At 60.9% G+C, this 14,499-nt stretch carries 13 protein-coding genes and 1 tRNA gene; 7 read left to right on the plus strand and 7 right to left on the minus strand.

Features of this window, described 5'->3' with window-relative positions; all coding sequences use genetic code 11:
• Positions 1-26: 26 nt before the first annotated feature.
• Positions 27-1,613 carry a glycoside hydrolase family 76 protein gene (locus tag WKV53_RS16005; RefSeq protein ID WP_341405783.1) on the minus strand — a complete coding sequence of 529 codons (1,587 nt, stop codon included), beginning with the start codon at positions 1,611-1,613 and terminating at the stop codon, positions 27-29.
• A 315-nt stretch (positions 1,614-1,928) separates the two neighbouring features.
• Here WKV53_RS16005 and WKV53_RS16010 point away from each other — a divergent pair, with 315 nt between their 5' ends.
• Positions 1,929-2,408 (plus strand): hypothetical protein, encoded by a 480-nt coding sequence (locus tag WKV53_RS16010; RefSeq protein ID WP_341405784.1) that lies wholly within the window; start codon positions 1,929-1,931, stop codon positions 2,406-2,408.
• A gap of 382 nt (positions 2,409-2,790) precedes the next feature.
• On the opposite strand, the gene WKV53_RS16015 is transcribed toward WKV53_RS16010, so the two are convergent.
• The 3 genes from WKV53_RS16015 to WKV53_RS16025 all read right to left on the minus strand — a co-directional run bounded on the left by WKV53_RS16015 (position 2,791) and on the right by WKV53_RS16025 (position 5,195).
• Complete coding sequence (locus WKV53_RS16015; RefSeq protein ID WP_341405785.1) at positions 2,791-3,855, minus strand: hypothetical protein; 1,065 nt, start codon at positions 3,853-3,855, stop codon at positions 2,791-2,793.
• Entirely contained in the window at positions 3,852-4,355 is a 504-nt protein-coding gene (locus WKV53_RS16020) for a hypothetical protein (protein ID WP_341405786.1), read from the minus strand. Before WKV53_RS16020 ends, WKV53_RS16015 begins: the two co-directional genes overlap by 4 nt.
• 117 nt (positions 4,356-4,472) lie before the next feature.
• Complete coding sequence (locus WKV53_RS16025; protein ID WP_341405787.1) at positions 4,473-5,195, minus strand: hypothetical protein; 723 nt, start codon at positions 5,193-5,195, stop codon at positions 4,473-4,475.
• A 646-nt stretch (positions 5,196-5,841) separates the two neighbouring features.
• Here WKV53_RS16025 and WKV53_RS16030 point away from each other — a divergent pair.
• Genes WKV53_RS16030 through WKV53_RS16040 form a run of 3 tightly spaced genes read left to right on the plus strand, consistent with a single transcriptional unit; the run spans position 5,842 to position 8,925 of the window.
• Positions 5,842-7,797 (plus strand): TIM barrel protein, encoded by a 1,956-nt coding sequence (locus WKV53_RS16030; RefSeq protein WP_341405788.1) that lies wholly within the window; start codon positions 5,842-5,844, stop codon positions 7,795-7,797.
• Positions 7,798-7,817: 20 nt separating this feature from the next.
• Entirely contained in the window at positions 7,818-8,165 is a 348-nt protein-coding gene (locus WKV53_RS16035) for a hypothetical protein (protein WP_341405789.1), read from the plus strand.
• A 52-nt stretch (positions 8,166-8,217) separates the two neighbouring features.
• The gene (locus WKV53_RS16040; protein WP_341405790.1) at positions 8,218-8,925 is read left to right on the plus strand and encodes an NAD-dependent deacylase; all 708 of its coding nucleotides are present in this window, start codon (positions 8,218-8,220) and stop codon (positions 8,923-8,925) included.
• A 3-nt stretch (positions 8,926-8,928) separates the two neighbouring features.
• Here WKV53_RS16040 and WKV53_RS16045 read toward each other — a convergent pair whose 3' ends face one another.
• Entirely contained in the window at positions 8,929-9,375 is a 447-nt protein-coding gene (locus tag WKV53_RS16045) for a hypothetical protein (protein ID WP_341405791.1), read from the minus strand.
• Positions 9,376-9,533: 158 nt separating this feature from the next.
• Here WKV53_RS16045 and WKV53_RS16050 point away from each other — a divergent pair, with 158 nt between their 5' ends.
• Positions 9,534-12,194 (plus strand): hypothetical protein, encoded by a 2,661-nt coding sequence (locus WKV53_RS16050; protein WP_341405792.1) that lies wholly within the window; start codon positions 9,534-9,536, stop codon positions 12,192-12,194.
• A gap of 44 nt (positions 12,195-12,238) precedes the next feature.
• Here the strand turns inward: WKV53_RS16050 and WKV53_RS16055 are convergent, their stop codons facing one another.
• Together WKV53_RS16055 and WKV53_RS16060 are read right to left on the minus strand one after the other, a co-directional pair.
• Positions 12,239-13,042, minus strand: a complete 804-nt coding sequence (locus WKV53_RS16055; protein WP_341405793.1) for a hypothetical protein — start codon at positions 13,040-13,042, stop codon at positions 12,239-12,241.
• A gap of 135 nt (positions 13,043-13,177) precedes the next feature.
• Positions 13,178-13,268 (minus strand) — tRNA-Ser (locus WKV53_RS16060).
• 157 nt (positions 13,269-13,425) lie between these two features.
• On the opposite strand from WKV53_RS16060, the gene WKV53_RS16065 reads away from it, so the two are divergent.
• On the plus strand, positions 13,426-13,842 hold the full coding sequence (locus WKV53_RS16065; RefSeq protein WP_341405794.1) for a hypothetical protein: 417 nt from the start codon (positions 13,426-13,428) through the stop codon (positions 13,840-13,842).
• 146 nt (positions 13,843-13,988) lie between these two features.
• Entirely contained in the window at positions 13,989-14,450 is a 462-nt protein-coding gene (locus tag WKV53_RS16070; RefSeq protein ID WP_264485903.1) for a MarR family winged helix-turn-helix transcriptional regulator, read from the plus strand.
• The last annotated feature ends 49 nt before the right edge of the window (positions 14,451-14,499 follow it).

Below are 14,499 nucleotides of genomic sequence, written 5' to 3' on the forward strand. Positions count from 1 at the left end.
GGCGGTGTCTCGCATTCGATCTTCGCTTACTGGAGTTTCCAGCGCTGCTGGGGACCACCGCTCCAGCCCCACTGGATCAGTGAGGTGCCATTGGTGGTGGTGCTGGAGCTATCCAGCGATGCGCCGGTTTGCTGGTTCCAGATCTTGTAGGTGCCATCCGATTGGAGGTCCACCCACCAGCGCTGGTTGCCGCCGCGGTTCGGGGTCCACTGGATGATGTTCGTGCCGTTGGCGGTCGATCCACCGGGGACGTCCATGGATTTCCAACTGGCCTGGCTGACGATGTTCCAGGAGTTGTCCGCGTTCTGGCTGAAGTTCCAGATTTGGTTCTGGCTGGGGCCGAGTCCCCAGAGTTTGACGACGCTGTTGTTGGCGGTCAGGCCGGTGGTATCGATGGCCATGTTGTTCATGCCCACGATGGTGTGACGGCCCCAGATGTTGCTGGGAATGCTGACGGGTGTGAATTGCAGCCACGCCGCGGCATCGCAGAAGCGGTTCGTGATGATGTTGTTGTCGTTCGGCGTCTGCTGGGTGAAGTCGCTCCAGGTGATGTTGTAGTCGGTGCGGCGTTTGCTCCAGGCAGCGTTGGCATTGGCGAGGGCCCAGCTGTGATAGGTGCCCCACTGGCGGTTATCCCGGCAGAAGTGTCCGAGGGCACGCGCATACTCGTCCGACCAGGTATTGGTGCCTCCACCGGTCATGATGCCGTTGTTGTACCACGAGGCTCCCTTGACGTAGTCGAGCGCCCTTTTGGCGTCGTCGTAGTACATCACGTTGCCAGTGATCTGGTAGAGGTAGTTCGCGTAGTCGGCGAAGGTGCCCTGGTTGTAGACGTTCCGGCTGGTGTTGACGTTGCCATTGCGGTCGACACCGTTGTAAACCTGACCGTTCGAGGTGTTATAGAGGTGGGAACGAACCCAAGCATAGATCTGGGTTGCCCGGTCGAGGTACCACTGGTCGTGATTGCCCATGTAGATCAGGCAGGCCGCCTTGCCCATGGTGTTGTTAGAGAGCGCCTGCTTGTCGATGGTCTGGCCTGACGGCGTCATGTTCGGCTGCTGCTCCCAGATGCCGCCGCCATTGTACTGGGTATCCCAGCCGCGGGCCCAGGCCATGTCGAAGCAGGGGACGCGGGCATTGTAGAGCAGGTCGGCATTGCCAGTGATGAGATAGCCGCGGGCCAGCATGATGGAAATCCATCCGATGTCGTCGTTCCAGCCGTCCCACTCGTAGCCTGGCGGGAACTTCTGCAGGAAGGTGGTGCAGAGGGCGTTGACGAGGTTCTTGTGAGTGATGCTGCCGGTGCGCTCAAAGGCGTCCTGCGCGATCATGATGTCGATGGCTCCGGTCCAGCCTTCGTCGAAGGTGCTGCCGTTGATCTTGGTCTTGTAGTAGTTGCCGTTCACGAGGAAGGCACTGTTAAAGCCATTGAACATGGTGTCGGCATCACCGGCTCCGATGGCGGAAGCCGGGCTGACAAGGCTGCCGCAGGCGCCGATGGCGAGGGCGGTCAGAAAGGCTCGCGCGGTTCCGCTTTTCCGGGAGCGTGGCATGAGTTCGTTCGCAGGACCGGCCATGGCTCCGCCATGCGCTTCTTTGAATGCGTGTTTCATTACTTGGGTTGTTAGGTGGGTTGGCAATTTCGCGACGATATTGGGTTTGTCGCGAGAGCCATCAGATGCCGACAAGGCAAGATGCCTTGGATGCATCGTGGCTCATCATCAGGCTATGTAATGAATGCCGTGATTGCCTACCTCCCCATGTCGGGAGTTTTACCTGGTACCATCATCGATCACGACGATCGTTGAAACTTGAATTCACCGTGGATGGTGGATCCAAGTTTCAAGGACTCCAAGTAGTGAGAGCTTTGGTAGTCTGAAAGCCTCTGCTTGTCTCCGGCCCCTGTGGGCGCATAGTAGCCGCAAGCTATGAATCCTTCCCCTCGCTTGGTCAGCTATATCGCCATCGGCCTGTCGGTTCTCTCCATCGCGCTCCATTTTACCCCGACATTTGCCGGAGTAAGAATTTCCCTCAATACGCCGGAAAACGCGCTAATTACCTTCGCCAAAGCGGATCGAGGTGGAAGCTTTCGCGACTTGCGGGAACTGGCCAAGGCTTCCCGGACGGAAGAAAAATGGCCCATGGTGGATCCGAAGTCATTGACCGTTTCGAAGGTGGTTCCCATTGAGGATTCGGGCCGCGCCGAAAACAACGGGCAGGTGATGTGCTTCATCAGCTACAAGGGGACGGACGGCGTGCCGAAGTATGAGGTGGTGACGCTGCGCAAGAATTTCCAAGGCAATTTCGGAGTTGGTTATTTCAGAGAATATATCGACAAGCAAACCGAAGGAGACAAGTGGCGCATCGAAGCCAAAGAGGCGTGGGAGTCCCGGGGGGAATTCAATTGAGCGCACCGGAAGGATCGCCATGAGTCGCATCTGCGTCGCTACAGGGGGAGCCTACCGCCGGTAGAGTCCGGTCGCTGTCATCCCTCAAGCACGATGTAGGCGAGGAGCAGTTTGCTTCCAGGTCTATCCGGCGGCGGGGTGGAAGCTTGGATTCCGAGTGTCGGTTTTCCCTCTGCCTCATGGCCGGTCTGGAGACCGGCGCTTCCGGTGGAAACACGCTTCCGCTAAAAAATTAGCAGGGGCATCCCGCTTCAGTCCCTGAGCGAGATGCCCCTGTAACGAACCGGGACAGGAGTGTCCCGGCCACTGTTTACACGGACGAGGTCCCTTTCACGGCAGGCAAATCACCCGAGCTTGCCGTGAGAGGGGAAGATGAACGGGGTCAGTCAACAGTAGTGACCGATCCGTTCATCTGAATCGTCCTATCCAGCATGAAAGTAACATAAGCGAGGCGCTCCAGTCCGAAGGGCGAGTCGCTGAGCAACTCGATCGTCCACTGGCCATCGGAATCGAACACGTTCTTGAACGTGGACACGGAATAGAGATGGTTCACGGGGACCGTCTCGGAAGGATAGTTCTTACCTCCGCCGGGAATCGTGATGCCGGTGGTATTGAGAACCGCCGGGCCCTTGTAGGCTTGGGCGATGATGTTGGAGCCGGGATAGACGTCCGTGACACTGAAGGTCAGGGTCGGCATCTGGAAGCGGACCATCTGGCCGCTCGTGACACCGGTGATGGAGCCATTCGGCACAGGCCAGATCTGGACAAACTGGGATGCCAGTTGCGACGCGGGTGCTTGATAGTCCGCCACCGAGAAGACCGAGTAGCGCTGCTCACCGCGGACCTTCGAGCGATCCGCTCCGGGGATCGAATTGGTGGTGAAGGTGTAGGTGTAGGGAGTGGTCGTGGCATTCTGGGTCAAGGACTGGGTCCCCAGCAGTGTTGCCTGAGTGCGGTCGATGCCCACGCCGGTTCCAGCGGTGCCGTAGGACTGCATGTGCTGGAGAAGGGTTACGCTCTTGGCGCCATCCGGAGCTCCCGCGTCGGCGATCAGGCCCTGGACCGTCACCTTCACGGTGAAGGGCTTGTCAGCCCGTGTCCGTGGAATGGTGGCGTAGGGGTCTTGCGAGGTGATCGTCACCCCGGCGATCGGCGTGTACGTGCTGACGTAGCGAGTATCGAGCAGGTAGCTGACGGGCGGGGTGGTGCCTTTCACGGTCCACAGCTCGAAGCGTGCGCCGCCCGGATTGATGACCAGCGGGGAAAGACTTTCGCCGGAGGCAGCAATGTTTTGCATGTCCCACTGGACCCACTGGCTCTGAGGCTTGCTGGGCTCGATCTGGACCTGGCGGATGTAGTTCGTGAAGGTGGAGCCGGTGGTGGCTGCCATCAGTGGGGATGACAGCAGTCCCATGGCAGCGGAGATGATGAATGGGAGCTTTTTCATGGCTTGGCAGCAGTGGAGGTTGCGAGAGCCGGTGCCTTGCCGGGCACCGCAGCGGTCTTGGGGGCGGGAGGTTCGTAGCGATTCACCGAGATGGGACCTTCCTGATAGGTAGCCACCACAAGGCGTTTCTCCTTGGCAAAGGACTTCACGACTTCCTCGTCCAGCGGTTCTTGGCCCATGGCCTGCGCACGAGAGACGGTGACAGTGCGGATCCAGCCCCGGTTCGCCGCATAGAAATCGATCCATGGGACGAACTTCGATTGTTCCGCGAAGCCGCCCCGGCTCTCAAGCTCCTTGGGGAAGTGCAGCACCGCATTCTTCGGAACGAGCGTGGCGAGGCCGAGGTAGCTGAAGAGATCCGAGCGGGAGAGCAGATCCTGAGGCCGGTTGACGACCGAGGGATCCTCGCCTTCGGGCGGATTGAAGACCGGTGCCGGGGTCTTCTCCCTGGCGATGCGGTTTGCAGCCACGATGTCATCGTGGGTGGGCACATCGGTCATTGGCTGGCGTGCAGGCGCTGGTGTCTGTGCAGAAGCGAGCGGAATCAGAATCCCGGCAACCGCACCCAGAACGATCATTGGCGATCTCATGGTGTTCGTGGAGTTGGGGTTGGCGGATTACTTGGTGCGGAAGGTGCAAAGGATCACCATGTCCTGAAGGTCGTAGCCCGGGTCACTCATCTGGTTGTCGTAGTGAGTGAGCTCCATGAACACGATCACGTCCATCGGTCCGATCTTCACGCGGCCGTTGCTATCGAGGTAAGGCTTGAGGAAGCTTTCCAGCGACGGGGCATTGTACTGCGGGACGTTCGAGGGAGGGACGTCGCCATTGACCAGCGTGCGGACGTTCTGGGTGCCGCTCTGGGAGTTGAAGTAGGGGCCCCAAGCATTGTTATACTTGTACTTGCCGCCGAAGCGGAGGCGCTTGTTCTTCTGCACCAGCTGGGTTTTGACGATCTTGCTCGGCTGCACGTTGGTGTTCGTGCCGTAGAAGATTTCGTTGTAGGTGCCGCCATCGTAGCTGAATTCCGCGCGGGTCGGCACGAAGGTGTAGCTATTACCAGAAGCGACGGTAACGCCGGCACCGAGGATGCGGATGTCGACGTAGAGGTCCTCGGTGGGATTGACCGTGTTTCCTCCCTCAATGTCCGTGTAATCCTGGACGATCGAAGGGTAGGTGATGGCCCACTTCAAGTTGGGCTTGGTTCCCGGTTGGACGATCACCGGGGTGGCGGTCAGCGTGCCCGTCGGGATCGAGGGCTCGGTGGATTGCGCGTGCGCAACAGGTGCGCAGCAAGCGAGGGCGGCTACCGCAAGGGCAGCGCATCGGCTGGTTTTCATGGCTGGGTGTGTTAGGGTGACAGGTGCAGGTGACCTCTAGGGCTCTTCCGGTTCCATGGGCGTGGGACAGACCATGGGGAAGTGAAGGCTCGGCGAGAGATCCGGGCACGGGTATGCCTTGTGTGGGACGGCACGCCCGTATCCGCTCGGGACAGAGAGTCCCTCGCCTTGTCTTCTCCGTAGGCTGGGGCGAACCCCGGCTTTCCGGACCGTATCAGTCGATGTAAGGTGGCGACGGGGTCGCCCGTGTTTTCTAACCAGGGAACCGGCGGTGCCTTGCGGCAGAGAACCGGATCCCGCATTCGTTTACCCGACCCAGCCGTTCCGCCCATCCGCGAGCGGACGGCTTGAGCAAACCATGGGAAGGGAAATGAGATGCTTCATGTGCTGTTTTCTTTTTTGAAAAAGCGCTGTGTGACTGGGGAGTCGCGAAGGAGAATGTACAATTAAGTAATCCAAACAAGGCGGCAGTTCTTGAATTTTTAGCGGTTCTTAGCACCTTTCGTCAATTTAGCGCTAAGGCGCTAATCCCTGATTTCCACGCTTCCGTTGCTTTCGGCGCTCCCTTTGCATGACGGGCTCGGCAAAGGAATCTTGCCGAGCCGGTGCGTAGTGGCGCGTAGTTCATTCATCGTCTAATCCCGTCATGCTGCTTGCCCGATTGATCGCGTTCACGTTCTTGCTTTGCTGCTTCCCCGTCTTGGGGGCGAATCCGTTTTTCGCGATGGACACCGGAATCACCGGCGAACCGGTGAAGGTGGCAGAGACGCTGGATGCGTTGGGATACGATGGCCTGGGGGGAAGCGGCTATCAGGTGACGCCGGTGAAGGACGAACTCGCGAAACGCGCGATGCGCTTGTGGAACGTTTACCTCACGCTCGACTTCGCCCCGGGAAAGTCAGCGCTGACGCCGGAGCTGAAGAAATTGATCGAGGACCTGCGTGGTCACGATACCGCGCTGTGGATCGGCATTCACAAGGTGACGGGTGGCGAGGCCGCTGCGATCGCGGGCTTGCGCGAGATCGCGGACCAGGCGGCGCCCGCGGGGGTGAAGGTCTCGCTCTATCCCCACACGGGCCAATGGCTGGAGCGGTTTCCTGAGGCCGCCCGCCTGGCTGGAACGGTGGATCGGAAGAATGTGGGAGCCACCTTCAATCTCTGCCACTGGCTGAAGGTGGAGGGCGATGTCGATCCGATTCCGGTGATCAAGCGCGAGGTCGCACGACTTCAATTCGTGACCATTAATGGTGCCGATGGCGGGGATACGAAGGCAATGGGTTGGGATCGCTTGATCCAGCCGCTGGGGCAGGGGACTTACGACACCGCGGGCTTCGTGCGCCGATTGCAGGAGGACGCGAAATGGAACGGGCCGGTCGGCTTGCAGGCTTACGGCGTGAAAGGCGACCGGCAGGAAAACCTGAGCCGCTCGATGGCCGCGTGGCGTGAAATGAATGATCTGTTAGATGGCAAGATCCTGTGCGGCTATCAGGGCTGGTTTCGCTGCGGTGAGGATGGATCCAACAACGGCTGGCACCATTACGCGGTGAATGGGAAGTTCGAGCCGGGCTCTTCCGCGATCGAGATGTGGCCGGACATGAGCGAGCTCGGACCGGGCGAACGCCACGCCACAGCATTCCGCCATGCCGATGGTTCGGTGGCGGAGGTTTTCAGTTCGGTGCATCCGGATACGACGCGCCGGCACTTCAGCTGGATGCGCGAGTACGGGATCGATGGTGTCTTCCTGCAGCGCTTCGCGACGAGCACGCGCGATCCGCGGTCCCGCGGTGCGATGGATCAGGTGCTGGCCCACGTCCGCGATTCCGCAAAGGCCGAGGGGCGTGAGTGGGCGCTGATGTATGATCTCACCGGCCTGAAGACCGAGGACTTTCCGCGGGTGATGGAGGATTGGCAGCAGCTGAAGGTGGGAAGCGATCCCGCGTATCTCCATCATCGCCGCAAGCCGCTGGTGTCGCTGTGGGGACTGGGCTTCAATGATCGTCCGCCTTCGTTGCCCGAGTGGGAGAAGCTGATCCGCTTTTTCAAGTCGGAGGGCTTTTCGGTGATGCTCGGGGTGCCATGTTATTGGCGCACGCTGGAACGCGATTCGATCCATGATGCGAAGCTGCACGAACTGATCGCGATGGCGGACATCGTGAGCCCGTGGGCGGTGGGCCGCTTCGGCACGCCGCAGGATGCGGCGGCGAGGAAGAAGGATCTGTTAGAGCCGGATCTCGCGTGGTGCCGCGAGCGCGGGGTGGATTACTTTCCGGTGATCTTTCCTGGCTTCAGCTGGCAGAACCTGGAGAAGAGCCGGGGCCGTGAGGCGAAGTTCGAGGCGATCCCGCGGCTCGGCGGGAAATTTCTCTGGAGCCAGGCCATCGCCGCCCGGCAGGCGGGAGCCCGGTCGCTATACGTGGCGATGTTCGACGAGATGGACGAGGGCACGGCGATCTTCAAGACGTCCACCAATCCGCCGGTGGGAGACAGCCGGTTCATCGCCGAGCCGGGCTTGAAGTCGGATCACTACCTCTGGCTGACCGGTGAAATCGGGAAGATGCTGCGCGGGAAGATCCCGGTGACGGAGGGATTGCCGGCACGCTGAGATCATACCTATCTTTGAGGATGACGTGGCTGGGCGAACTCATCGTGGACATCCTCGTTCGTCCAATCCTTGAAACCGTCATCGGCGGTCTCTTCTACCTCACGGGAATGGTATTCCTGAAGATAGTGACGGTGGGACAGGTCGATCTCGCCCCGCTGGATACACTGCATGCAACAAACCGGACGCCGAAAGGAGAGCGGGACTGGAGCATCTGGCTCTGCCGGCCGGGCAAGCGCAGCGCTCTCAAGGCGGAATGGGTGATTGTCGCCGGCGTTGTCGTTTGGGGCGTGACCGGACTGTGTATCTATCAGGCAACGAAGGACCGCGATCCGCGGGAGAAATTAGTTGTGCCATCCGTTGCGGAGTAGAACGACGCTTGGCCGCTTGCTTGAGCCCACTCCGCCCGCTTTCCTCCCGCCGATGAAAATCGTGGTGCTGACGGGAGCCGGGATCTCCGCGGAATCGGGCGTGCCGACGTTCCGTGGCAGCGATGGCTTGTGGGAGGGGCACCGGGTGGAGGATGTTGCTTCGCCAGAAGGTTTCGCCCGCGATCCACAGCTGGTGCACACGTTCTACAATGGCCGGCGCCGGAAGTTGCTGGAAGTGGAGCCGAATCCTGCACACCGCGCGCTCGCGAAGCTTGCCCGGGTTCGCGGCGTGGATCTGACCCTAGTCACGCAGAACATCGATGACCTGCACGAGCGCGCCGGCTCGGAGGAGGTGCTGCACATGCACGGCGAGCTGCTGAAGGCACGCTGCAACGAATGTGGTGTGGTCATTCCCTGCCGCGAGGATCTCAGCCGTGCTTCGATCTGTCCGGCGTGCAAGGGGATCGACTGCATGCGGCCGCACGTGGTGTGGTTCGGTGAGGTTCCTTTCGGGCTGGATGAAATTGCGGCGGCGATTTCGTCGTCGGACCGGTTCGTGGCGATCGGTACATCCGGCCGGGTGTATCCGGCGGCATCGTTCGTCTCGTGGGCGCGGCAGGCGGGGGTGTCGACGCTGGAGCTGAACCTGGAGGAGAGCGCCGCGAGCGGGGTATTTCACGAGAGCCGCCGCGGTCGGGCGGGGGAAATCGTGCCGCTGTGGGTGGAAGAAGTGATTTCCTCCGTGAACCAGCGCAGCTAATGGTCAAGCGGGCGTCACGTCGTGCTTCTGCTGGCCAGCGAGGCCTTGTCGCCATTGATCCAACTCGCGCCGCACATTCGCGAAATTCTCCTCGCTCACGGTGAAGACGCTGCCGCCTTCCTGGCGGTCGTCCGCCAGCACGAGGAACTTCGATCTACCCCGCCGATCCTGACCTTGGAAGAAGCGGATCAAGTGCCCGTTTGCCATCGTGCTCCGCAGGGTGAAGACCGGGGCGAGCGATCTCCATTTCAATCCGAAGAGAAGGCCATACAGCCAGCAGGTCGGCCCGCTGAGCGGCTCGCATGGTTCATCTTCCCACGATTCGCCCGCCGGCTTAACGATCGTGGCCAGTTCCATGGGGAGACGCCCCGGATGGCGGAAGATCGCCCGCACCAGCCCATTGGCGGTGCTTCCGATCTGGAATTCCAGCTTGCTCTCGAGCCACGACATCTCCGGTAAAGTCCTTATCGTGCCCCGCAGCGGCTGCCCATCTCAATCCCGGGTCCGGCCCCAATCGCCTTCTTCCCGCATTTTGGCCCGGGTTTCTTGGTTCTAACGCTAAGGATCAGGGTTGATTTCCCGTTCAAAGAACGGACGCTGTGATCTCAATGAACCTGAAAAAGGCGAGCACCCACTGGAGCATCGCGCTGGCCACCGCCTCACTGGCCGTGGGCGCTCCGGTGACCCCGAAGGAACCGCTGGCAATGCCGGATGCGGTGGTGGCGCTTTCCGACGAATCCTATGCCGTGCGCGAGAAGGCTTCCCACGACCTGTGGGCCCAAGGGGACAAGGCGCTGCCTGAGCTGCGCAAGGTGGTGGAGGGAAAAGACCCGGAAGCGGCGGTGCGCGCGCGCGAGCTCATCCGCAAGATCGAGCTCGGCATCCTGCCCGACAGTTCTCCGAAGATCGTGGCACTGGTCATGCGCTACGACCGTGGCGGCGTGGAGGAGAAGCGGGGGGTGATCAATGAACTGAAACGCGAGCGCGCCTTCCGGCAGATCCTGAAGCTGTATGCCCTCGAAAAGAACGAGGAGACGCTGGGGATGCTGGAGGAGTCCGTCCGCGGGGTGGCCGTGGATGCCGCCCGCGATTGTCTCGCCAGCGAGCCGCCAGACATGGCCGGGGCCTTCGCTTTCCTCGACATGGCCCGCCCGGAAGCCTCCGAGCTGATGGCAAAGGCCGCGCTGCACCGGGCCAATGGAAGCTTGGATGAGGAATTGAAAAAGGCGGAGCATCTCGAGGGCGAGCCCGGGCACCTCTGGCGCTACGCCTTGCTGACCTGCGCGGGTCGTTTTCCTGAAGCCGCCGCCGAAGCGGACAAGGCGGGACAGGACCAGGCCTCCGCCCGTCTCCTGCTCCTGTCGGGCGATCCCTTGCCATGGCTGAACGTCGCCGGGCCCTCGCCGCAGGTAGTCCCAGCGGCTGGCTTGCAGGCCTACCGCGAGTTCGCGATCAACACCTGGGAGGGCAAGCCGATCCCGGCCGAGCTAACCCGCACGCTGCGCCGCCAGACCCGCGGGGGCGATGAAGAGGATCAGGCAAAGGAGCTGCGCCTGCTGTTTTTGACCGGCGATCTGGGCGAGGCAGAGAAGCGCCTGACCGAGCTGGATCATTGCGCCGCGTTTTATTACTTCGAGGCCACGGAGCGTGTGGAAGACGCGCTGAAGGCGCTGGGGCTCGATCCTGCGAAGCCGGACTACAAGGCACTCGCGGCGAAGCGTTTCCGGACCATCCCCGATGACGATAGCGAGGGCACGGAAGTCGGCGAGTTGGCCGCCCTCGGCTACTTTCTGGAGCATCGCGGACTGTTGAAGGAGCTGGATGACGCCTTTTTGGGACCCTTGGTCGAGCTGAGCCGGGCGGATCAGGAAAGCTATCTCAGCACGATCAACCGGCTGTTCCACGGCCCTTTCACACGGGTCGGTCTCGCCACCATCCAGCCGGTCCTGAAGTCGATCGCCCAATTCGCCGGCGACGATGAGGTGCGCTGGGGCATGGCGGTGGCCAATCTCTTCGACTTCGAAGATCCCGACCGGCTGTGGAACTGGACGGCCACGCTCGATCCCAAGCTCGACCGGTCGGAGCGTCTGGAGTGGCTGTGCCGGATCTTTGGATTCCTGCCGGATGTCGATGGTTCCCGTGACCGCTTCCTCGATCTGGCTTGGAAGGCGATCGACAAGGAAGAGGCCGGCGCCCGCCGGCCAATGATCGAGATCATGGCTGCCCTGGACGACCTGCTGCAGGACCGGGGGAATACCTTGCGATGGATCGAAGCCCTGGAGCAATCCGACAAGGGCGATAACATTTTCATCCTCCGTCAGAAGGGAAGGGCGCTGGCGTCACTGGAACGATGGAAGGACGGCGCGGCGGTCTGGCTCAGGGTGATCGAGATGTCTCCCGGCGAGGCCCTAGACCGGATGATGGCGGCGATTTGCCTGCGCAACGCGGGGGAGGTGGAAGCGGCGGATCGCCAGGAGAAGCGGGCTGAGATGCTGTCGATGGGAGAAGTGCAGATGCAATTCGCGTGTGCCGAGGAGGTGGCGGTGGCGGGAGACTTCGAACGGGCCGGACGCTGGTGGATGCGCGCCGCGGCCGAGTGCACTCGGGGCACGGCATTCTTCCAGGATTTGCTCACCCGCTTGATCGATCAGGCCCAGGCGACCGGTGATTGGCGCCGCATGGCGGCCTTCTCCGAAGCGCAGGCCTTCTATCAGGCAGCGGCGGGCAATGGCAGCTATCGCATCCAGCCGACCTTCGCGATGTCGACCGCGCTGCAATCGCGGATCGATGCCGGAATGGCGCTGGCGCTCTCGAGACTGGGTCAGAACCGGGACGCCTCGCTGAAGGAAATCGCGCGCTGGTCGGCGATGCCCTATGCGGAGAATGCGATGGCGGATCACTTCTTCGCGCCGATGCGGGCGGCAGGACTGACGAAGCAGCACGATGAGATCTTCGAGCGGATGTGGACCAATGTGACCAACCGCATCAAGCAATTCCCCGAGTGCGAGAATAGCCGCAACTCCGGCGCCTGGCTGGCGTCCCGTGCCAACCGCCGTCTCGACGAAGCCGAAGGCCTCCTGAAGAAAGCGCTGGAAACCAGCCCGCGCCAAGCTGCCTACCTCGACACCATGGCGGAACTCCAATTCGCCCGCGGCGACCGCAAGAAGGCGGTGGAATATTCCACCCGCTCGATTGAAGGCGGCGCGCTGGACCTCCAGCTGATCCGGCAGCATAAGCGGTTCACTGACGGGCCATTCCCGCCGAAGTGACGTAAAACGGGGCTCCTGCGAGGGGACCCCGGAAGCCGACGTCACTATTCCGCCTCTTGCGCGATATTGTCAGACTTCGGGCTGAACCCGTTCCTCTTGTAGAAGGCGGCGGCTTCCTTCTCCGATGCTGTATAGTAGGGCTTCGTCACCTCAATTCCTTGCGCGTTGGCATATTGGATCAACCCGATTCTCCACGCTTTCCCTTCCCAGGAGATGGTCATCTTTTCGGTGGCAGGAAGGCCATAAGGCACGCCGCTTTCGTCTCTCTCGATCCCTACCTTGGCTCCCGTCGTCGCAGCAATGACGCCTCCTTTCGCGGCCGTCTTGTAGACCCAGGCGGGCTTTTCTCCAACGGTGCTTCCCAAGCTGCTTTTCACGGGCGTCGTGGTCAGCGTCCCTTCCTTAATACCTCCGACCAGGCCAAGCCTTGAGTTCTGAATCGCTTCCACGCGGACCATTTTCGCGGCCTTCTGAACCCGCCCTGCAAATTCCTTGTCCGCATCCGTTGCAACCTGGGCTTCCGCCGCTTGCTTCCGTTTTGCAATCGCATCCCGTTCCGCGGCATCCTGCTGGCGTTGGGCTTTCGCCTCCTGCTTGCGATACTCGGCCGCTGCGGCCTTATCGTAGCAGTACTTCGCCTGAAGATCGGCGGGCAATTTCTCGAATGGAATCTTGGTCGCGCCTGTCTCGTGGAGAATGGAAATGCCATCAGGTGCCACTTCCCGTATGGTCACCGTCGTGTAGGTCGTGCCGTCCAAGGTGACGAGTTGATCGAGCTTTTCCCGTTCAGCTGCAAGGAGCACGGGAAACAGAAGAGGGAGGACGAGGAGGGGGAGGATTCTTTTCATATCGCGGTCAGACTACATCTCCGTGGAAAGTATTCAATTGAACACTCCATTATTTTCCGAAGCTGGAAAAACAGAACCCGCGGGAACGAGAAACCGGGGACGGGCTCGGCCGGAAAAATGGCCTGAGCGAAGAAGTGGCGGACCGGGAGGGATTCGAACCCTCGGTACCCTTGTGAGGTACGCACCTTTAGCAAAGGTGTGCTTTCGACCACTCAGCCACCGATCCAAACTTGCGTCGCGCGGACCTTGCACACAGCCGCCGGAGGTCGTCAACCATCCCGAAGTAGAAATCTTCGACATCGGCGCGAAGCTTGATTGGGCAGGGGACTCGTGGCGCTATTCTCTCCATGAGATTGAGACTGCTTCCGCTGCTTGCCTTGCCCATGGCCCTTGCATTCGCCGGGCTTTCATCGTGCTCGCTCTTCAAGGATGAGGAGAAAAAGCCGGAGGAGTCCGCGACCAAGCCGGCTCTGGTTGGCCGGGTCGCCTCGGTGCAGGAGAGGAGCGGCTTCGTCCTCATTGAGTCCTACGGGCCGTGGAAGGTGCCGGATGGGGGGATGCTCTCGGGCATTGGTAGTGAAGGCCGGACGGCCAACTTGGTATCGACCGGGGAGAAGCTCGGGCAATTTTCTGCGGCAGATATTCGTTCAGGGGTGGCGAAAGTTGGGGATTCGGTATATTATCGCCCCGTTAAGGAAGAGAAAGCGACTCCGGGCTCCGTAGAAACCCCCAGTCCCAGCCAACCTGCGGCAGAGCTTAAAACAAAAACGAACGCCGGTGAATCCTCGCCAAAGCCATGAATTTCAAAATGATCAGCCCAAAACAGAGGTGTTAGGTGATTAATTTGAAATTTGGTCTTGCTTACAGTCCGGCAAGCTTGCTAGGTTCGTCCCCGCAAAGGCTGTGCTCCCTTACATGTCCCGAAAGATGAATACTACAACCAGCCATGAAACTGAGCACCTCAGGCGCCCCCGGCGCCTCCCTGCATGCCGATGCCGATCGCCTCGCTGACTTCGTCCTGTTCACGCAGCGCTCCTGCATCCTGAACCTGTCCAACGAACTCAATAAAGGCAACGTGTCGTTCCCCCAGTTCTTCCTTCTGACCTACCTTTCCAGCGAAGAATATCTGACGATGTCGGATATCGCGAAGAAGATGGGTCACTCGACCGCCGCGGCCACTGGCCTCGTCGATCGTTTGGAAAAGCTCGGATATGTCGAGCGAGTCCACGCCGCGGAAGACCGCCGCAAGATCATGGTCCGCATCACTACCAAGGGTGTGGATCTGGTCGGAAAAATGCGGAAGGAAATTGCCGCGGACCTCGCAAACATCCTCTCTGAAATGGACGAGGATCAGGCAGAGGCCGTCGAGCACACGAAGCGTGCCATTCGGGCGCGCGCTATCGCGTGAGCGACGAGGCCGCCGACATCCCCCTTGGCGGATCGATCGCGCCTCCGTT

Origin of the sequence: Luteolibacter sp. Y139 (genome assembly GCF_038066715.1) — a bacterium.
GTDB lineage: Bacteria > Verrucomicrobiota > Verrucomicrobiia > Verrucomicrobiales > Akkermansiaceae > Haloferula > Haloferula soli.